Source organism: Motilibacter peucedani (assembly GCF_003634695.1).
Taxonomy (GTDB): Bacteria; Actinomycetota; Actinomycetes; order Motilibacterales; family Motilibacteraceae; genus Motilibacter; species Motilibacter peucedani.
Window position 1 is genome coordinate 495,547 of record NZ_RBWV01000010.1, and the last position, 17,176, is coordinate 512,722.

Genomic DNA, 17,176 nt, shown 5'->3' on the forward strand with positions numbered 1-17,176 from the left:
GGGACGTCAAGCGACTCCCAAGCCGCTCGCAAGTCCCTGGTCCCAGGATCGCAGCGCACCCGGTCAGAGCGGCCGGGACGATGCCGAACTGGAGAAGACCATGCGTTCCCTGCCCGCCCGCCTCTCTGCTGTCGCGATCACCGCCGCGGCCCTGCTCAGCGTCGCCGGCCCGGCCTCCGCCCACGGTGGCGAGGGCACCGACGGTCCCGCGCCCGGCGAGCACCTGACCAACGCCCAGCGCCACGCCATCGTCGAGGCCACCCGCCAGTTCAAGGACCTGCACGCCGCCGAGGCGGCGGGGTACGTGCCGGCGAGCGAGTGCACGGAGCTGCCCGGCGTGGGTGGCATGGGTGTGCACTACCTGAACCCGGCCTACGCCTCCGACGCGGTCGTCGACCCCCTCAAGCCCGAGGTGCTCGTCTACTACCCGACCAAGCACGGTCGCCTGCGCCTCGGCGCGGTCGAGTACTTCGTCGCCGATGCCGACCAGGACCTGGCCACCGACGACGACCGGCCCAGCCTGCTGGGCCACGAGTTCAACGGCCCCATGCCCGGCCACTCCGCGGACATGCCCATCCACTACGACCTGCACATCTGGCTCTACGAGAAGAACCCGCTGGGCCAGCTGCAGCCGTGGAACCCGGACGTCTCCTGCGCCGGGAGCTGACCTGCCAGCCCGCCGACGCCCCTGAGGGAGCGGCCCCGTTCCTCGGGGCCGCTCCCTCAGGTCTTTTTGCTAAAGCCCCGGTTCCCGACGCCGATGAGGAGTGTGTCAACGAGCAGTGCGGTCGACTACCCGGCGCGCAGCTCACTACGTAGAGAAGGGTTCACCGCAATGCTCGCTCGCATCCGCAAGAGCATGGAGAACAAGGAGCAGGGCTTCACCCTCATCGAGCTCCTCGTTGTCATGATCATCATCGGCATCCTCGCCGCGATCGCCATCCCGACGTTCCTCAACCAGCGCAAGAACGGCTACCGCACCGCGCTGAAGAGCGACCTCAAGAACGCTGCGACCGCATTCGAGACCAAGGCCGTCGACAACTCTGGCGACTACTCCGGTCTGACCATCACCGCGGGCGCCACCGGCGACTACCAGGTCTCCAACGGCGACACCATCAGCGTCCAGAAGACCGGCACCACCGGCTACTGCCTCAAGGGCGTCTCGCCGAAGCTCGACACGACCGACGTCCTCTACTTCGACAAGAAGACCGGTCTGATCACTGCGACCGACTGCAGCGCCTTCACCTACTAGGCCTCGATCAGTCGTCAGAGAGGGAGTGGGAGCGCCTGTCGCTCCCGCTCCCTCTCTGCGCAGCACCACCGACCACGCAGTGCCACACCGGGAGGAGGAGCCATGAAGCTCGCAGCGACCAGGTCCGACGACGGCTTCTCCCTCGTCGAGGTGCTCTGGGCGATGGTCATCTTCGGGGTCGTCTCGACCGCCGTCATCTCGACCGTGCTGGTCACGCAGACCCGCACCCTCGACAACACCCGGCGCAGCCAGGCCTCCAGCGTCGCCTCGACGACAGTCGACACGCTGCGGGCGCAGGCTGCCGGCAACGGGTTCCGCGACACCCTGCGCACCACAGGGCGCACGACGAAGGACGTCACCGTCAACGGCTCCGTCTACCACGTGGTCACCGACACGGTCTGGCAGACGCGGTCGCAGGCTGCCAGCGGCTGCGGCGCGGCCGTCGACCGCTCCTACGTCCAGGCCCACGTGCAGGTCACCTGGGACCGCATGGGCTCCACCCAGCCCGTCCGCGCGGACACGATCCTCACGCCGCTCGCCGGCACCTACGACGACACGCTCGGCTCGATCTGCCTGAAGGTCACTGACCACAACGGCGCGCCGGTCGCCGGTGCGACGGCCGTGCTCGACGGCAGCGCGACGCAGGTCACGACCGCCCAGGGCGTGACGCTGTTCCCCTACCTCACCGCAGGCAACCACAGCGTCTCCGTGTCGGGCTCCGACCTGGTGACCCGCCAGGGCGCCACCGCCACCGCCGCCACGGCAGCGGTCACGGCCGGCGCCACGACGAGCATCCCGCTCGACATGGACCACGCCGCAGCCGTGCAGCTCGTCGGCACGAACTTGCTGCCTGCCAGTGTCAACGTCGCCCTGACCGCCTCGAACAGCGGCATGAGCCCGACGTGGCGCGCCATGGGCACGCTGACCCGCACTCCCGGTGACAGCACGCTGCTGACGGGCCTCTACCCGTTCGCCAACGGCTACGCGCTGAGCGTCGGCGCCTGCACGACGCCGTCGGTGCCCGCGGCCCAGACGCCCGCCGGTGCGATCGGCTCGGTCGCCCTGCCCAAGGTGACGCTGACGACGACCGCGTCCGTCGTCACGGCGACCTACTGCCCCGGTCCCGGCCCCGGCCCTGGTCCCGGGCAGACCGTCGTGTCCATCCCCGTGACGCCGAACGTCCCCACGACCGTCGCGCTCTGGCCCGGCAGCTGGACGCTGGCCGGTGCGACGAGCAAGCCGGTCACGCTGGCCGCGGGCGACACGACGTCGGTGCAGCTGTGAACCTCAGCTGTCCTCGGCAGACCGACGACGAGGGCACGACCCTGGTCGAGCTGATGGTGACGATGATGCTCGCGGTCCTGATCCTGCTGGTGGCAGGCACCTTCGCCACGCAGATGCTGGGCTTCTCGACGGTCAACACCGCGCGCAACGCCAACACCGCCGCTGCGCAGACCGGCATGGAGTACGTCACCCGGGCCCTGCGCTCGGGCGACGGAACGGCGTTCACCTCGGCGACCGACAGCGACGCGCAGTTCTCCACCTACGCGACGACGGGCGGTGTCGCCGCCGCTCCCGTGCGGATCCACTTCTGGGTCGACACCACAGGGACGCCGGCACGGCTGCTGCAGCAGACCACGAACACCTCCACCGGCGTCTCCTCGCCGGTGCGGGCCATCGTCACGGGCTGGGTCGCGTGCACGACGAGCACCGGCACGCCGCTGCCGCTGTTCACCTACACCAACTCCGCGGGCGCTCCGGTCACCACCGCGACGTCGGCGGGCACCGCGTACGTGCGTGTGCAGCTCTGTGCGCAGCCGCAGACCGCTGCGCGTCCCGCGGCCGTCGACGCGACCGTCCGCCTCCCGAACGCGAACCTGTGACCGGAGAGACCATGTCGTTGCAGCAGCGCATCCGAGCCGCCCGGCAGGGCGACGGCGGGTTCGTCCTCGTCACCGTGCTGATCACCGCTGCGATCCTGTCGGTGCTGGTGACCATCTCGCTCGACACCGCGATCGCGCAGACCCGGATCTCGCGCAGCGACCAGGACTACTCGCTCGCCCTCTCGGCGGCGGAGGCCGGTGTCGACGACTACCTGTCCTACCTCAACAACAACGACAGCTACTACGAGGCCGCCCACCCGGAGAACACCGCGCTCTACACCACGACGGCTCCGGCGCTGGCGGCGTGGCCGCGCGTGCCTGGCTCCAGCGGTGCGGGCGGCCCACGCTTCGTCTACCAGGTCGGCGACGGCATCCCCGCCCACGCCGTCGACGCGGTCAACCAGACGGGCTCGTTCACGCTGACGGTCAAGGGGTTCGCCGGCGGCACGCTCAAGTCCGACGGGACGCTGAGCGGCGGGCGCACGCGTACGCTGCGCATCCAGCTGCGGCGCCCTCACTTCACCGACTACGTCTACTTCTCCGACGTCGAGGTCAACGACCCCTACAGCCCCTACAAGTACCGCACCAACAGCGACGCGCAGCGCGCGACGACGGCGAGCAACTGCGCGCACTACGCGTGGGTGACCCCGGCGCAGGCGGTGCCGAACGACCCGCACGTGCAGGTGCGCAACGCCGCCCCGAGCTGCGCCACCATCGGCTGGACCAACAACGACATCGTGCGAGGTCCGTTCCACACCAACGACCTGCCGCAGGTCGCAGGCGGCATCTTCCAGGACCGCGCCGAGGCAGGCTGCCCCGGAACGGCGACGGACGCGTCCGGCGCCACGGTGACCTCCGGCTGCGGCACCAAGAACAGCAGCGGCGTCTGGACGAACTACAGCGGGAGCGGCGGCACCTTCGCCCAGGGCGGCATGATCGCCAAGGGCACGCTGCCCCTGCCGTTGAGCAACACCGACATCCTCAAGCAGGCGCAGCAGCCCAACCAGGGCTGCCTCTACACCGGCCCGACCCGCATCATCCTGCACGGCTCCACCTACGACGCCTACACCAGCACGGCTGTCGGGAGCGACGGCGTGGAGCGCCCGCTGTCCAGGGCCACCAACGGGCCTGCGTGCGGCACGTTCACCAAGACCTCGCAGGGCTACTGGGCCGCGCTCAACGTCCCGATCCCGGCCAACGGCGTCGTCTACGTGCAGAACCTGCCCGCGGCGCCGTCCGACCCGAACTACACCGACCCGAGCACGCTGCGCACCGCGTACCCCTACCTCACCGCGCCGCACCCCCTCGCGGTGCCGCAGGGGTCGACCTACCGGGTCTCGAACTCGCCGCCGGTGAACGGCACCTACAGCGACACGCAGGGCAACCAGTGGCCGCTCCCGGGCGACCAGACGAAGTACTCGGCCAGCGCTGGTGACGCCTTCGTCGAGGGCACGCTCGACGGCAGGCTGACGATCGCCACGGCCGGGGACATCATCATCACCGGCGACACGGTCTACAACGACGCCTCGGCGACGTCGGACGACCTGCTCGGGCTCGTGGCCCAGAACAGCGTCTGGAACTACCACCCGGTGAACACCGCCAACCCGCCCTCGGGCGCGACGCTGGCCGGCGAGCAGTACGAGATGTGCCCGGCGTCGCTCAAGTGCATGAAGAACGTCACGATCAACGGTGCCGTCATGTCGGTCACCCACGGCTACGGCACCCAGTGGCCGGACAACGGGTCCGACCTCGGCATCATCCACCTCACCGGCTCGCTCACCCAGGAGTGGCGCAACAACGTGGGTGGCGGCGACTCGACCAAGGCGGGGGCGTTCACCTCGGCGCACCAGGGCTACGGCAAGGACTACCGCTACGACACGCGTCTCAACTTCCGCCAGCCGCCGTTCTTCCTCAAGCCGACCGTGTCGCAGTGGACCGTAAGGTCGTGGTCCGAACTTGTCGGTTCATAGGCATGGACTCGCCGACGGTCGCCCTCGAGCGCTGCCGCGCCTGCTCCGCCCTGCTCGCGGCCGGCGCGGACTGGTGCGGGCAGTGCTACGCGCCCACAGCCGTACCCGTCAGCGTCAGCGCCCCTGAGCCGGCGCCCGCGACGCCCGCCGAGCTGACCGACGACGACATCGCCGCGATGCTCGCGGTTCCCGAGAGCCTGCGCGCCGCTGACCCGTCGTTCCTCGACACCCTGCGCTCGCGCAACTACGGCGTCGGCGCGATCGTCGGCGTCACCCTGCTGCTCACCGCGCTGCTGTGCGGCGCGCTGGTGCTGCCGCGCGTCGTCGCGGCGCACCCGACCCGCACCCCCGCGAGCACCAGCGGCCCCCTCGCCGGCATCCCGGCGACGCCCGCCGACGGGCAGGGCTCGCGGTGACCGCGCTGCTCGCCGCCGAGTGCGGCGTCCTCGGCCTGCTGATCGGCTCGTTCCTCAACGTCGTGGTCTGGCGCGTGCCCCGCGGGGAGTCGGTCGTGAGCCCCGGGTCGCACTGCCCGTCGTGCGGCGACCCCGTGCGCCCGCGGGACAACATCCCCGTGCTGAGCTGGCTGCTGCTGCGCGGGCGCTGCCGCTCCTGCGCGCAGCCGATCAGCGTGCGCTACCCGCTCGTCGAGGCAGGCACCGGCGCGCTGTTCGCGCTGACCGCCGCCTGGGCGGGGCTCGACTGGACCCTGCCCGCGTTCCTCTACCTCGCGGCGATCACGGTCGCGCTCGCGCTCATCGACCTCGACGTGCGCCGACTGCCCAACGCGATCGTGCTGCCGTCCTACCCGGTCGCCCTCCTGCTCCTGCTGCTCCCGGCCGCGCTCGACGGGCGCTGGGACGACCTGCTGCGGGCCGTGCTCGCCGCGGTCGTGCTCTACGCGCTGTTCTTCGCGCTCGCCGTGGCCAAGCCCGGCGGCATGGGCTTCGGCGACGTGAAGCTCGCCGGCGTGGTCGGGCTCTACCTCGGCTGGCTCGGCTGGCCGCAGGTCGCGGTCGGCGCCTTCCTCGGCTTCGTGCTCGGGGGAGTGGCCGGCGGCGTGATGATCGCCGCGCGGCGCGCCACGCGCCGCAGCGCCCTGCCCTACGGGCCCTTCATGCTGCTCGGCGCCGCCCTGGCCGTGGGCGCCGGCGGGTCGCTGTTCGACGGCTACCTCAGCCTGCTCGGCGCCTGACGCCGAACGGCTCAAGCGCACCCCCCGACCGGCCGATGGGCTCTCGAGACGATCGCCGGGCCGCAGCGCCGGGCCGACACAACCGGAGGCACTCCTTGGCACGCAGCACCGCGGTAGGCCTCGACATCGGCACCTCCTGCGTACGCGCCGCCGAGCTCTCGTTCGGGTCCGGCCGCGTGACGCTGGCGCGGGCCGGCGAGGTCGCGCTGCCACCCGGGGCCGTGCGCGCCGGTGAGGTGGCCGCGCCCGAGGCCGTGACCGCCGCTCTGCGCGAGCTCTGGTCGCAGCACCGCTTCAGCTCGAAGAAGGTCATGCTCGGTCTCGCCAACTCGCGCGTCGTGGTCCGCCAGGTCGACCTGCCGTGGATGCCGGTCGCCGAGCTGCGCGCCTCGCTCGCCCTGCACGTCCAGGACTTCGTCCCGATGCCGGTCGCGTCGGCGCTGCTCGACTTCCACCCGCTCGAGGAGATCGACACGGGTACCGCGCGGCTCTGGCGCGGGCTGCTCGTCGCCGCCTCCCGCGAGACGGTCGAGGCCCAGCTCGACGCCGTGCGCGCCGCCGGCCTCACCCCGGTCGGCGTCGACCTCGCTCCGTTCGCCAGCCTGCGCTCGCTGGGCTGGGAGGAGCCGGCGCTCGACGCCGTCGCCCCCGTGCAGGCCATCGTCGACATCGGCGCCGGCGTCACCAGCATGGTGGTCCACCAGGCCGGCGCACCCAAGTTCGTCCGCATCCTGCTCATCGGCGGCAACCACGTCTCGGAGGCGCTCGCCGGCCTGCTCGGGGTGCCGTTCGACGCTGCAGAGCAGCTCAAGCAGGACCTGCGCAACTTCGACGGCGACGAGCGGGCCCTCCAGGTGGCGAGCAGCTCGATGGGCATGTTCGTCGACGAGATCCGCGGCTCGCTCGACTACTACCGCAGCGCCCACGCCGCAGCCCCGGTCACGCAGATCGTGCTCACGGGCGGCGGCTCGCGCCTCGGCGGCCTGGCCGTCGCGCTCGGCGCCGCCACCCGCGTACCCGTCGTCCTGGGCGACCCGACCGTGGGCATCGCGCTCGGCAAGGCCGTGCGCACCGAGTCCTTCGACCCCCGCTCCGCCGCAGTTCCGGTGGGGCTCGCCCTGGGAGCCGCGTCATGAGCACCGTCGTCCTGTCGAAGGAGCGCGCGCCGCAGACGCTCGACCGCGCCCGCGTCGCGACCTTCCCCCGCGTCGACCTCCTGCCGCCGGAGATCCAGCAGGCGCAGGCGTTCCGGCGGGCACAGGGCGGCATGGCCGCGGTCCTCGTCGCGGCCGTCGCACTCGTCGCCGCCGGCTACGTCACGTCCTCGCACGGCGTCTCGAGCGCGCAGGAGCAGCTCGACGCCGAGCAGGCCCGCTCGACCGCGCTGCTCGCCCAGCAGGCGAAGTACGCGCAGGTGCCCAAGACCTACGAGGCCCGTGACACCGCCCGTCAGCAGCTCGCGACCGCGATGGGGTCGGAGGTGCGCTGGTCGCACCTGCTCAGCGACCTCGCCACCACGACCCCGGCCCACGTCTGGCTCACCGACGTGCGCGTGAGCCAGTCGGTCGACGTGCCCGCGCCCACCGACGCCTCCGTCATCGGCTCGATCACCTTCGCCGGCCAGGCGCTCAGCACCGACGACGTGGCCACCTGGCTCGACACCCTGCGCGCCACGCCGGGGTTCACCGGCGAGCTGCTGAGCAGCACCACCGCCGGCCAGACGTCCGCGGGCGGCCGTCCGGTCTACGCCTTCACGACCACCGTGTCGGTCACCGCCGAGATGCTGAGCCACCGCTACGACCGCGAGAAGAGCTGACATGACGAAGATCCGTACGTGGTCGGTCGGCACCGCGGTCGCCGCGCTCGCCGTCCTCGCCCTGGGCTGGGTGCTGGTCGTCTCGCCCCAGCGCTCGTCGGCCGCCTCGCTGCGCGAGGACACGGCCACGGCCAAGGCCCTCAACGACGCCAACGCAGCCAAGGTGGAGGAGCAGAAGGCGCTCGTCGCCGGTGCCGCCGCCGCCCAGGCCGAGACCGACCGGGTCCACCAGCGCATCCCGGTCGGCGACGCGAAGGTCTCCGAGCTCGTCCGCTCGCTGACCGCCCTCGCGAAGTCCACCCACGTCACGCTGCTGGCCGTCACGCCCCAGCCGCTGGCGCCGCTGTCCCCGTCCACGGGGAGCGCCTCGGGCCTCACCGGAGCCGCTGCAGCCGGAGCCGCGGCTGCCGCCGGTGCCGCCGGCGCTGGCGCCCCTGCCGCTGCCGCGGCTGCTGCGGCTGCTGGTGCGGCCGCCTCGAGCGCCGCGACCGCAGGGCTATCGCAGATGACCGTCACGGTCAACGCGACCGGCGACTACTTCGCCGTGCAGAGCTTCGTCGACGGGCTCGAGACGCTCGACCGCGTCTTCCTCGTCACCGGCACCACCCTGGCGCCGACCACGGCGGACGCCGGCTCGGTCACCCTGACGCTGAGCGGGCGGGTCTTCGCCCTCGACGCCACCGGCACCTCCGCGACCCCCTCGGCCGCGACCGCCGCCGCAGCCGCGGCGCTCGCCGCGGTCGGCGGCGCCACCACCACCGCCACCACGGGAGCCACCCGATGAGCAGCGCCACCCGCCCCAGCCCGAGGTTCCTCGCGGTCGCCGCCGGCTCCACCGTCCTGGCGCTCGCGGTCGGCGGCTACGCCCTGACGCAGGTCGGCGGCGCGCCGGAGGCCTCGGCGGCCGTCGCACTGCCCAGCTCGCTCACCGGCGGCGCCGGGGCAGCGACCGCCAGCCCGAGCGCGACGCCGTCGCTGGCCGTGGTCACGCACCGCGCGCGCAACCCGTTCGCGCCGCTCGTCAAGGCCGACCCGTCGGCCTCCGCGACGCCGACCGGCGTCGCCACGCCGAGCGCCACGCCCTCCCCGGCCGCACCTGCCGCCGGCACGGGCAGCACTGGCGGCACGGGCGGCACGGCCGGCACGGACGGCACGGGCGGCACGTCGCCCGGCGCGGCACCGTCCGCCTCGCCGTCGGCGAGCCCGAGCGCCCCGGCGACGGTCGTCGTCACGCTGATGTCGGTCAAGCCCGACGACTCGAGCGCCGTCTTCTCCGTCGGCGGCACGCGCAGCACCGTGGCGCCGGGCGCGGTCTTCGCCGGCGACTACACGCTGGTCCGCCTCGAGGGCGGCAGCTGCGGCACGGTGCAGCACGCCAAGGCGTTCTTCGACATCTGCGCCGGCAGCTCGGTGACGGTGCCGGTGGCCGCCGGGTCCTAGACCCGGCTGTGGGAGGATCCACCGTGTGCTGCGCTGGATCACCGCCGGAGAGTCGCACGGCCCTGCCCTGACCGCCGTGCTCGAGGGCCTGCCCGCAGGCGTCGAGGTGACCACGGGCGACCTGGCGGCCGACCTCGCCCGCCGCCGCCTCGGCTACGGCCGCGGGGCGCGGATGAGCTTCGAGCAGGACGACGTCCAGCTGCTCGGAGGGGTCCGCCACGGGCTCACCCAGGGCGGCCCCGTCGCGGTCCAGGTCGGCAACACCGAGTGGCCCAAGTGGCAGCAGGTGATGTCGGCAGACCCGGTCGACGCCGACGTGCTCGCGGGGCTCGCGCGCAACGCACCCCTGACCCGCCCGCGACCCGGCCACGCCGACCTGGTCGGCATGCAGAAGTACGCGTTCGACGACGCCCGCCCGATCCTCGAGCGCGCCTCGGCGCGCGAGACCGCCGCGCGCGTCGCGCTCGGCACAGTCGCCCGCGCCTTCCTGCGCCAGGCCCTCGGCGCCGAGGTCCTCAGCCACGTCGTACGCATCGGTGCCGCCACCGCGCCCGAGGGCTCGGTCCCCGGGCCGGGCGACCTGGCCGCGATCGACGCCGACCCCGTGCGCGCGTTCTCGCCGGAGGCCAGCGCGGCGATGGTCGAGCAGATCGACCAGGCCCACAAGGACGGCGACACCCTCGGCGGGGTCGTCGAGGTCGTCGTCCACGGCCTGCCGCCGGGCCTCGGCAGCCACGTGCACTGGGACCGGCGCATCGACGCCCGGCTGGCCGCCGCCCTCATGGGCATCCAGGCGATCAAGGGCGTCGAGGTGGGCGACGGGTTCCTCACCGCGGCGACGCCGGGCTCGCTGGCCCACGACGAGATCGAGCACGGTCCCGACGGGCGCGTGCGCCGGCGCACCGGCCACTCGGGCGGCACCGAGGGCGGCATGACCACGGGCGAGGTGCTCCGCGTGCGTGCGGCGATGAAGCCGATCTCGACCGTGCCGCGCGCCCTGGCCACGATCGACACCGCGACCGGCGAGCCCACCCGGGCCCACCACCAGCGCAGCGACGTCTGCGCCGTGCCGGCAGCCGGTGTGGTCGCCGAGGCGATGGTGGCGCTCGTGCTCGCCGACGCCGCGCTCGAGAAGTTCGGCGGTGACTCGCTGGGCGAGACCCGTCGCAATGCCACTGCCTACCTCGAGACCCTCCGCGTCAAGTGAGTCCCCTCGCGGTGCTGACCGGCCCGCCCGGCGCCGGCAAGACCACGGTCGGCACGCTGCTGGCAGAGTCGCTGGCGGTGGGCTTCCGCGACACCGACGCCGACGTCGAGGCCGTCGCCGGCACCACCGTCGCCGAGATCTTCTTCGACAAGGGTGAGCCCGCCTTCCGCGAGCTCGAGCGCGAGGCCGTCGCGGTGGCGCTGCGCGAGCACGACGGCGTGCTGGCGGTCGGCGGGGGAGCGGTGCTCGACGAGCAGACGCGCGCCGCGCTGCGCGAGTCCGGCAGCCCGGTCGTCCTGCTCGAGGTCGGCATCTCCGACGCGGCCACCCGCGTCGGCTTCAACCGCGACCGCCCGCTGCTGCTCGGCAACCCGCGCCAGCAGTGGCAGAAGCTCCTGGCGGCGAGGCTGCCCGTCTACGTCGAGGTGGCCACGCACCGCGTCGTCACCGACGGCCGCACCCCGGCCGAGGTCGTCGACGAGGTAGTGCAAGCCCTGGGCGTGACGCGATGACCCCCACCCGCATCCGGGTCGAGGGCGAGTCGCCCTACGACGTGGTGGTCGGCTCTGGTCTGCTCGGCGAGCTGCCAGGACTGCTCGGCAGCGGGGTGCAGCGGGTGGCCGTCATCCACCCGCACGCGCTGGCCGCCACGGGCGAGGCCGTGCGCGACGACCTGGCCGCCCAGGGCTACGACGCCATCGCCATCGACACGCCCGACGCCGAAGAGGCGAAGACGGCTGAGGTCACGGCGTTCTGCTGGTCGGTGCTCGGGCAGGCCGGCTTCACGCGCTCCGACGCCGTCGTCGGCGTCGGCGGGGGAGCGACCACCGACCTCGCGGGCTTCGTGGCAGCCACCTGGCTGCGCGGCGTACGCGTCGTGCACGTCCCGACCACGCTGCTCGGCATGGTCGACGCCGCCGTCGGCGGCAAGACCGGCATCAACACCTCCGAGGGCAAGAACCTCGTCGGCTCGTTCCACCCGCCGGCCGGCGTCCTGTGCGACCTCAGCACCCTGGACACCCTGCCGCGCAACGACTACGTCGCCGGCCTGGCCGAGGTGGTCAAGGCCGGGTTCATCGCCGACCCCCGCATCCTCGAGCTCGTCGAGGCCGACCCCGAGGGTGCGGCGTCACCGCAGGGCCAGCACGCGCGCGAGCTGGTCGAGCGCGCCATCGCCGTCAAGGCGCGCGTCGTCTCGGCCGACCTGCGCGAGGCCGGCGACCGCGAGTTCCTCAACTACGGCCACACGCTGGCGCACGCCATCGAGAAGGCCGAGCGATACCAGTGGCGGCACGGCGCGGCCGTCTCGATCGGCATGGTCTTCGCCGCCGAGCTGGCCCGCCTGGCCGGCCGGCTCGACGACGAGCTCGCCGACCGGCACCGCTCGATCCTCACCTCGGTCGGGCTGCCGGTGGTCTACCCGAAGGGTGCGGCCGCCTGGCCCAAGCTGCTCGACACGATGAAGGTCGACAAGAAGTCGCGGGGCAACCTGCTGCGCTTCATCGTGCTCGACGGGCTCGCCCGGCCCGGGCGGCTCGAGGGTCCCGACCCCGCGCTGCTGGCCGCGGCCTACGCGGAGGTGTCCGAGTGAAGGTGCTGGTGCTCAACGGCCCCAACCTCGGCCGGCTCGGCTCCCGCGAGCCGGAGGTCTACGGCTCGACGACGTTCGCCGACCTGGTCGCGCTGTGCGAGGGCTGGGCGGCCGAGCTCGGGATCGAGGCCGACGTGCGGCAGACCGACGACGAGGCCACCCTGGTCCACTGGCTGCACGAGGCCGCTGACTCAGGCACGCCGGTCGTGCTCAACCCGGCGGCCTTCACGCACTACTCCTACGCCCTGCGCGACGCCTGCGCCCAGCTCGACGGCCGGGCGCCGCTGGTCGAGGTGCACATCACCAACCCCGCACGCCGCGAGGAGTTCCGCCACACCAGCGTGGTCGCCGGTGTCGCCACCGGCACGGTGGCCGGGTTCGGTGTCCGCTCCTACGAGCTGGCGCTGCGCGCGGTCGCCCCGCAGGGCTGACCGCGCGCAGCGCTCTCCTCGACTGGCTCAGCGGGTGGTGACCGCGTCGATCCCGACGACGGTGCCGGCGGAGCGGCGGTCCTTGGCAGCGAGCGCCGTCAGCGACACGGCGTGGGCACCGCTCTTCGTCGCCTTGGACCACACCAGACCACAACCGCTCCAGCCGCGGTAGAGGTCGACGACCGCTACCTGCTTGCGGTCGAGGGCGATGCGTACGGTGCCGCCGCGCGGGCTGCGGCACGCGTACACCGCGACGTTCGTGCCGACCACGGTCGTCGCGAGCGACGCCTTGCCCGAGGTCACCAGGAACGACTTGCCGACGGCGTCGGAGGCAGTGCGGGAGCGCCAGGCCTTCGACGCCCGGCCGGCCGAGAGGGCCGGCGTGCCGGCGTCGGCGGTGGTCGCCGCGCGAAGCGTGGCGGTGACCGGAGCCGCGACGTTGCCGGCCGGGTCCGAGCCGCCGGTGGCGGTCAGCACGTAGCTCTGCCCCGTCACCCACGGCTTGGCGGGGGTGAACGTCCAGCTGCTCGTGCCCGAGCCGCCCACGGTGCCGGCGACCGCGCGCCCGGCCGCGGTCACCGTGACACTGGCCTTCACCACCGGCTCGGTGAACGAGACGGCGAGGGGCGCGGTCTGCGCGAATCCTGCCGTGGTGGCGACGACCGCCTTGGGCACCGAGACGTCGCGGTAGACCGGCTCGCCGAGCGACCACGGGTAGGCGCCGCCGCCCTCGTCGAGCGCCCGGACCCGCCAGCTGTAGCTGCCGTCCGCCAGCGACGACACGTCGATCGACGCGCGGCTCGTCGTCAGCGGCTCACCGGGCAGCCCGACGCGGTCGACGGTGGTGTCGACGGCCGGCTTCGACCAGTCCGGGCCGGCGGTGCCGTTGAGCGCGACCTGCACCTGGTAGGCCTTCGCCTCGCTGTCGGTCGCCGGCACCACCGCGTCGGCAGCGCGGCTGTCGGACTGCGTGCGCCAGTGCAGCGTCCACTGCGCGGGAGTCGCGTCGAGCGACTGCGCCTTCACCGGCGAGGTCGCCCGCTTGACGAACGACATCGGCGTGACCTGGCCGCAGATGCGCCAGCCGCAGGCCTGCACGCCCCAGTAGAGGCGCGGCGCGTCGGCGAGCGAGCCGTAGGGCGACAGGCTGGTGCCGTTGGTCTCCCACACGTGGTCGGCCGAGCGCAGGTCACGGGTGCGCGAGACGTAGACGCGGTACTTCGCGGCACCGTCGACCGGCGCCCACGAGAAGTACGGCGTGGCCGTCAGGCTGCCGGAGGCGCCGAGCGGCGACACGCCGGCCCCGGTCACGCTCGCGGTCACGACCTCGTCGGCCGGCGTGGGCTGGACGAAGAACGAGCCGACTGCCGACCAGGAGCCGCACTCGGGCGTCGGTGCGTACTTCGGCACCGACGACGGGATCGGCATCGTCACCTTGCCCTGCGAGTCGCGCGTGCCGCCCGCACCGTTCCAGACGCCCGTGCACGACAGGGCCGCAGGGTCGAACGGCGAGGCGGTGGTGTCGGGGGAGCCGTTGCGACCGCGTACGCGCCAGTACCACGGCAGCGGGGTGCCGGTGCCGAGGTCGACCAGGGGGAAGAACTTGTGGGCGGCCATCGGGCTCGTGGCGTTGGCCTTGTCGACCGCGGCCCGGCGGCAGGTGAGGTAGGCCGGGCTCGTCACGCCTGCGGCGTCGGTGACCTGCGCGTCACAGGCGTCGTAGTCCTTGCGCAGGGTCTCGAGCCTGGGGTCCTCGCCCGCAGAGGCGAACGTGCAGTTCCCTTCGTCACCGGGCAGGCGCTCGGTGCCGGCGGCCGCGCCGTAGGGCGAGAGCACGGTGTGCTGGGTGTAGCAGGTCCAGCGCCGGTCGTCCTCGCGGCCCTCCATGGCCGAGGGGTTCTGGTCGTAGGGCTCGCTGCTGAACTCGACCTCGTAGAACGAGGCGCCCGGCAGCGGGTCCCACGCCACGGTGGGCGTGTCGGCCGCCTGCAGCACGCGGGTGCCGCTGGGGGCGGAGTCCCAGCTGCGGGTGAAGGTCTCGGTGTCGCTCCACGCGCCCGGGCCGTCGGCCGTGGTCGCGCGGACGCGCCAGTCGTAGTCGCCGGCGGGCACCGTCGTCGGCACGGGCCACGCCGTGGTGGCCGCCGTGCCCGAGAGCACCTTGTCGTCGAAGTCAGGGGTGTTGGCCACCTGCACCTCGTAGCCCACCGCACCGGGGACGGCGCCCCAGGTCAGCGCGGTGTCGGTCAACCCGGTGCCGCCCGTGGCCGTCGGCACCGGCGCCGGGGCCGAGGCGGCGCCCGCGGAGGGCACCCCCACCGCCACACCGCCCACCACGGCCAGGACGGCCGAGAGCGTGACGGCGCGCAGCGCTCGCGACGTGTTCATGCGTACTCCCCTCGCGGGCGCCGATGCACCCGTGTCGAGAGCCCGTTCGGCCTGCCGGCGCCCCGTCGTAGCGCGCAATCGGGTGAACCCGTCCCGGGACGTGCGTGGTCTCGCCCTGTCCTGGCTGGCCGAGGCGTGCGTGGTCCGCTCGCGCCCAAGCCGGTGCAGACGACGCATGCTGCAACTCTGGGCGCGGGACCCCACCCGAGCGCCCGGGACGCGCGTGACTTCCTGCTGTCCTGGCCGGTGGAAGTCACGCAGGTCTCGCGACGTGGAGGGGGCGGGCTAGCCTGCGACGCATGCCGCCGCTGGACCGCCGCAACGCCCTGCGCGAGCTGCTCGCGAGCGCGGGGCTCGATGCCGCGCTGGTGACCTCGCACTCGAACGTCCGCTACCTCACCGGCTTCACGGGCTCGAACGGCGCCGTGCTCGTCAGCGCCGACGGGACCGACCTGCTGGCCTCCGACGGCCGCTACGTCGAGCAGGCCCGCGAGGAGGCGCCCGACGCGGAGTTCGTGCTCGACCGCGCGGTCGCCGCCGGGCTGCTGGGCCGCGCCGCCCGGGCCGGCCTCACCACGGTGGGCTTCGAGGCCCACGAGGTGAGCGTCGAGCTGCACGGCGAGCTGGTCGGGCTCGGGCCGGTGCTGCGCCCGCTGGGTCGCGCGGTCGAGGGCCTGCGCACGACCAAGGACGACGAGGAGCTCGCGCTGCTGCGCACGGCGTGCGAGCTGACCGACGCCGCGCTCGACGAGCTGCGCGACGGCGTACGCGTCGGTGCCACCGAGCGCGAGCTGGCCCGCCGCCTCGAGACCCGGTTCCACGAGCTGGGCGCCGACGGCGCCGCGTTCGAGACCATCGTCGCCGGCGGCCCGAACTCCGCCGTGCCGCACCACGTGCCGACCGACCGCCCGCTCGAGGCGGGCGACCTGCTCAAGGTCGACTGCGGCGCCCGCTACCGCGGCTACTGCGCCGACACGACGCGCACGTGGGTGGTGGGCGCGCCGCCCGCCGACTGGCAGCGCGAGCTGCACGCGCTGGTGGCCGCCGCCCAGCGCGCCGGGATCGCCGCGCTGCGCCCGGGGGCCGACGTCCGCGACGTCGACGCCGCCGCCCGCTCGGTGGTCGAGGCGGCCGGTCACGGCGAGCACTTCGGCCACGGGCTGGGCCACGGCGTGGGCCTCGACATCCACGAGGCGCCGCTGCTGGCGGCCACCAGCGAGGGTAGGCTGTCGCCCCGTGTTCCTGTGACCGTGGAGCCCGGGGTCTACCTGCCGGGCCGGGGCGGCGTGCGGATCGAGGACGTGCTCCTCGTGCGCGAGCGCCCGGCTGGCACCACGGACGAGGAGCCGCTGCCGCTCACGCGCACCGAGAGGGACCTCCTCTCCGTGGGCTGAGCACGTCGGTCCCCCTACCTGCAGAGCGAGGCGTCAACTCCCGTGGCAACGTCGAACGATCTCAAGAACGGCCTGGTGCTGAACATCGACGGCCAGCTGTGGACGGTCATCGAGTTCCAGCACGTCAAGCCGGGCAAGGGCGGCGCCTTCGTTCGCAGCAAGCTCAAGAACGTGATGTCCGGCAAGGTGGTCGACCGCACGTTCAACGCGGGCGTGAAGGTCGAGACCGCGACCGTCGACAAGCGCGACATGCAGTACCTCTACAAGGACGGCGCCGACTTCGTCTTCATGGACACCGACTCCTACGAGCAGCTGCACATCCCCGCAGCCACCGTGGGCGGCTCGGCCGACTACCTGCTGGAGAACCAGGAGGCGATGGTCGCGATCCACGAGGGCACGCCGCTCTACGTCGAGCTGCCCGCCTCGGTCGAGCTCGTGATCGAGTACACCGAGCCCGGTCTGCAGGGCGACCGCTCCACCGGCGGCACCAAGCCCGCGCGCCTCGAGACCGGCGCCGAGATCGCTGTCCCGCTGTTCATCACCTCCGGCGAGAAGGTCAAGGTGGACACGCGCGACGGGTCCTACCTGGGCCGCGTCAGCTCCTGAGGC

Annotated in this window: 18 protein-coding genes; 17 read left to right on the forward strand and 1 reads right to left on the reverse strand. The window is 73.3% G+C overall.

Annotated features, from left to right (window positions below; translation table 11 throughout):
* Positions 1 to 100: 100 nt before the first annotated feature.
* From CLV35_RS07125 to aroQ, 15 genes are all read left to right on the forward strand, one after another.
* Complete coding sequence (locus tag CLV35_RS07125; RefSeq protein WP_121192748.1) at positions 101 to 667, forward strand: DUF4148 domain-containing protein; 567 nt, start codon at positions 101 to 103, stop codon at positions 665 to 667.
* A 168-nt stretch (positions 668 to 835) separates the two neighbouring features.
* On the forward strand, positions 836 to 1,252 hold the full coding sequence (locus CLV35_RS07130) for a type IV pilin protein (protein WP_121192749.1): 417 nt from the start codon (positions 836 to 838) through the stop codon (positions 1,250 to 1,252).
* 102 nt (positions 1,253 to 1,354) lie between these two features.
* A complete protein-coding gene (locus tag CLV35_RS07135; protein ID WP_121192750.1) occupies positions 1,355 to 2,536 on the forward strand; it encodes a type IV pilus modification PilV family protein in 1,182 nt (393 codons plus the stop codon).
* Entirely contained in the window at positions 2,533 to 3,135 is a 603-nt protein-coding gene (locus CLV35_RS07140) for a hypothetical protein (protein WP_121192751.1), read from the forward strand. Before CLV35_RS07135 ends, CLV35_RS07140 begins: the two co-directional genes overlap by 4 nt.
* A gap of 11 nt (positions 3,136 to 3,146) precedes the next feature.
* Positions 3,147 to 5,105, forward strand: a complete 1,959-nt coding sequence (locus CLV35_RS07145; protein WP_147431904.1) for a pilus assembly PilX family protein — start codon at positions 3,147 to 3,149, stop codon at positions 5,103 to 5,105.
* Positions 5,106 to 5,107: 2 nt separating this feature from the next.
* The gene (locus tag CLV35_RS07150) at positions 5,108 to 5,521 is read left to right on the forward strand and encodes a hypothetical protein (RefSeq protein ID WP_121192753.1); all 414 of its coding nucleotides are present in this window, start codon (positions 5,108 to 5,110) and stop codon (positions 5,519 to 5,521) included.
* Positions 5,518 to 6,300, forward strand: a complete 783-nt coding sequence (locus CLV35_RS07155; RefSeq protein WP_121192754.1) for a prepilin peptidase — start codon at positions 5,518 to 5,520, stop codon at positions 6,298 to 6,300. Before CLV35_RS07150 ends, CLV35_RS07155 begins: the two co-directional genes overlap by 4 nt.
* Positions 6,301 to 6,395: 95 nt before the next feature.
* Complete coding sequence (gene pilM, locus CLV35_RS07160; RefSeq protein WP_183061859.1) at positions 6,396 to 7,436, forward strand: type IV pilus assembly protein PilM; 1,041 nt, start codon at positions 6,396 to 6,398, stop codon at positions 7,434 to 7,436.
* Positions 7,433 to 8,116, forward strand: a complete 684-nt coding sequence (locus tag CLV35_RS07165) for a PilN domain-containing protein (RefSeq protein ID WP_121192756.1) — start codon at positions 7,433 to 7,435, stop codon at positions 8,114 to 8,116. Before pilM ends, CLV35_RS07165 begins: the two co-directional genes overlap by 4 nt.
* Before the next feature lies 1 nt (position 8,117).
* Positions 8,118 to 8,900, forward strand: a complete 783-nt coding sequence (locus tag CLV35_RS19970) for a hypothetical protein (protein WP_183061860.1) — start codon at positions 8,118 to 8,120, stop codon at positions 8,898 to 8,900.
* Positions 8,897 to 9,556 (forward strand): hypothetical protein, encoded by a 660-nt coding sequence (locus CLV35_RS07175; RefSeq protein WP_121192757.1) that lies wholly within the window; start codon positions 8,897 to 8,899, stop codon positions 9,554 to 9,556. The genes CLV35_RS19970 and CLV35_RS07175 overlap by 4 nt, the downstream gene beginning before the upstream one ends.
* Before the next feature lie 25 nt (positions 9,557 to 9,581).
* Positions 9,582 to 10,763: a chorismate synthase gene (gene aroC / locus CLV35_RS07180; protein WP_231121570.1), complete on the forward strand. Its 1,182-nt coding sequence runs from the start codon at positions 9,582 to 9,584 to the stop codon at positions 10,761 to 10,763.
* On the forward strand, positions 10,760 to 11,275 hold the full coding sequence (locus CLV35_RS07185; RefSeq protein ID WP_121192758.1) for a shikimate kinase: 516 nt from the start codon (positions 10,760 to 10,762) through the stop codon (positions 11,273 to 11,275). The genes aroC and CLV35_RS07185 overlap by 4 nt, the downstream gene beginning before the upstream one ends.
* Positions 11,272 to 12,354 carry a 3-dehydroquinate synthase gene (gene aroB / locus CLV35_RS07190; protein ID WP_121192759.1) on the forward strand — a complete coding sequence of 361 codons (1,083 nt, stop codon included), beginning with the start codon at positions 11,272 to 11,274 and terminating at the stop codon, positions 12,352 to 12,354. Before CLV35_RS07185 ends, aroB begins: the two co-directional genes overlap by 4 nt.
* A complete protein-coding gene (aroQ, locus tag CLV35_RS07195) occupies positions 12,351 to 12,785 on the forward strand; it encodes a type II 3-dehydroquinate dehydratase (protein ID WP_231121571.1) in 435 nt (144 codons plus the stop codon). Before aroB ends, aroQ begins: the two co-directional genes overlap by 4 nt.
* Positions 12,786 to 12,812: 27 nt before the next feature.
* On the opposite strand, the gene CLV35_RS07200 is transcribed toward aroQ, so the two are convergent.
* Positions 12,813 to 15,173, reverse strand: a complete 2,361-nt coding sequence (locus CLV35_RS07200; protein ID WP_121192760.1) for an Ig-like domain-containing protein — start codon at positions 15,171 to 15,173, stop codon at positions 12,813 to 12,815.
* A 299-nt stretch (positions 15,174 to 15,472) separates the two neighbouring features.
* Here CLV35_RS07200 and CLV35_RS07205 point away from each other — a divergent pair, with 299 nt between their 5' ends.
* Entirely contained in the window at positions 15,473 to 16,567 is a 1,095-nt protein-coding gene (locus CLV35_RS07205; protein WP_121192761.1) for a M24 family metallopeptidase, read from the forward strand.
* Between the two features lie 42 nt (positions 16,568 to 16,609).
* A complete protein-coding gene (gene efp, locus CLV35_RS07210; RefSeq protein ID WP_121192762.1) occupies positions 16,610 to 17,173 on the forward strand; it encodes an elongation factor P in 564 nt (187 codons plus the stop codon).
* Positions 17,174 to 17,176: the final 3 nt, after the last annotated feature.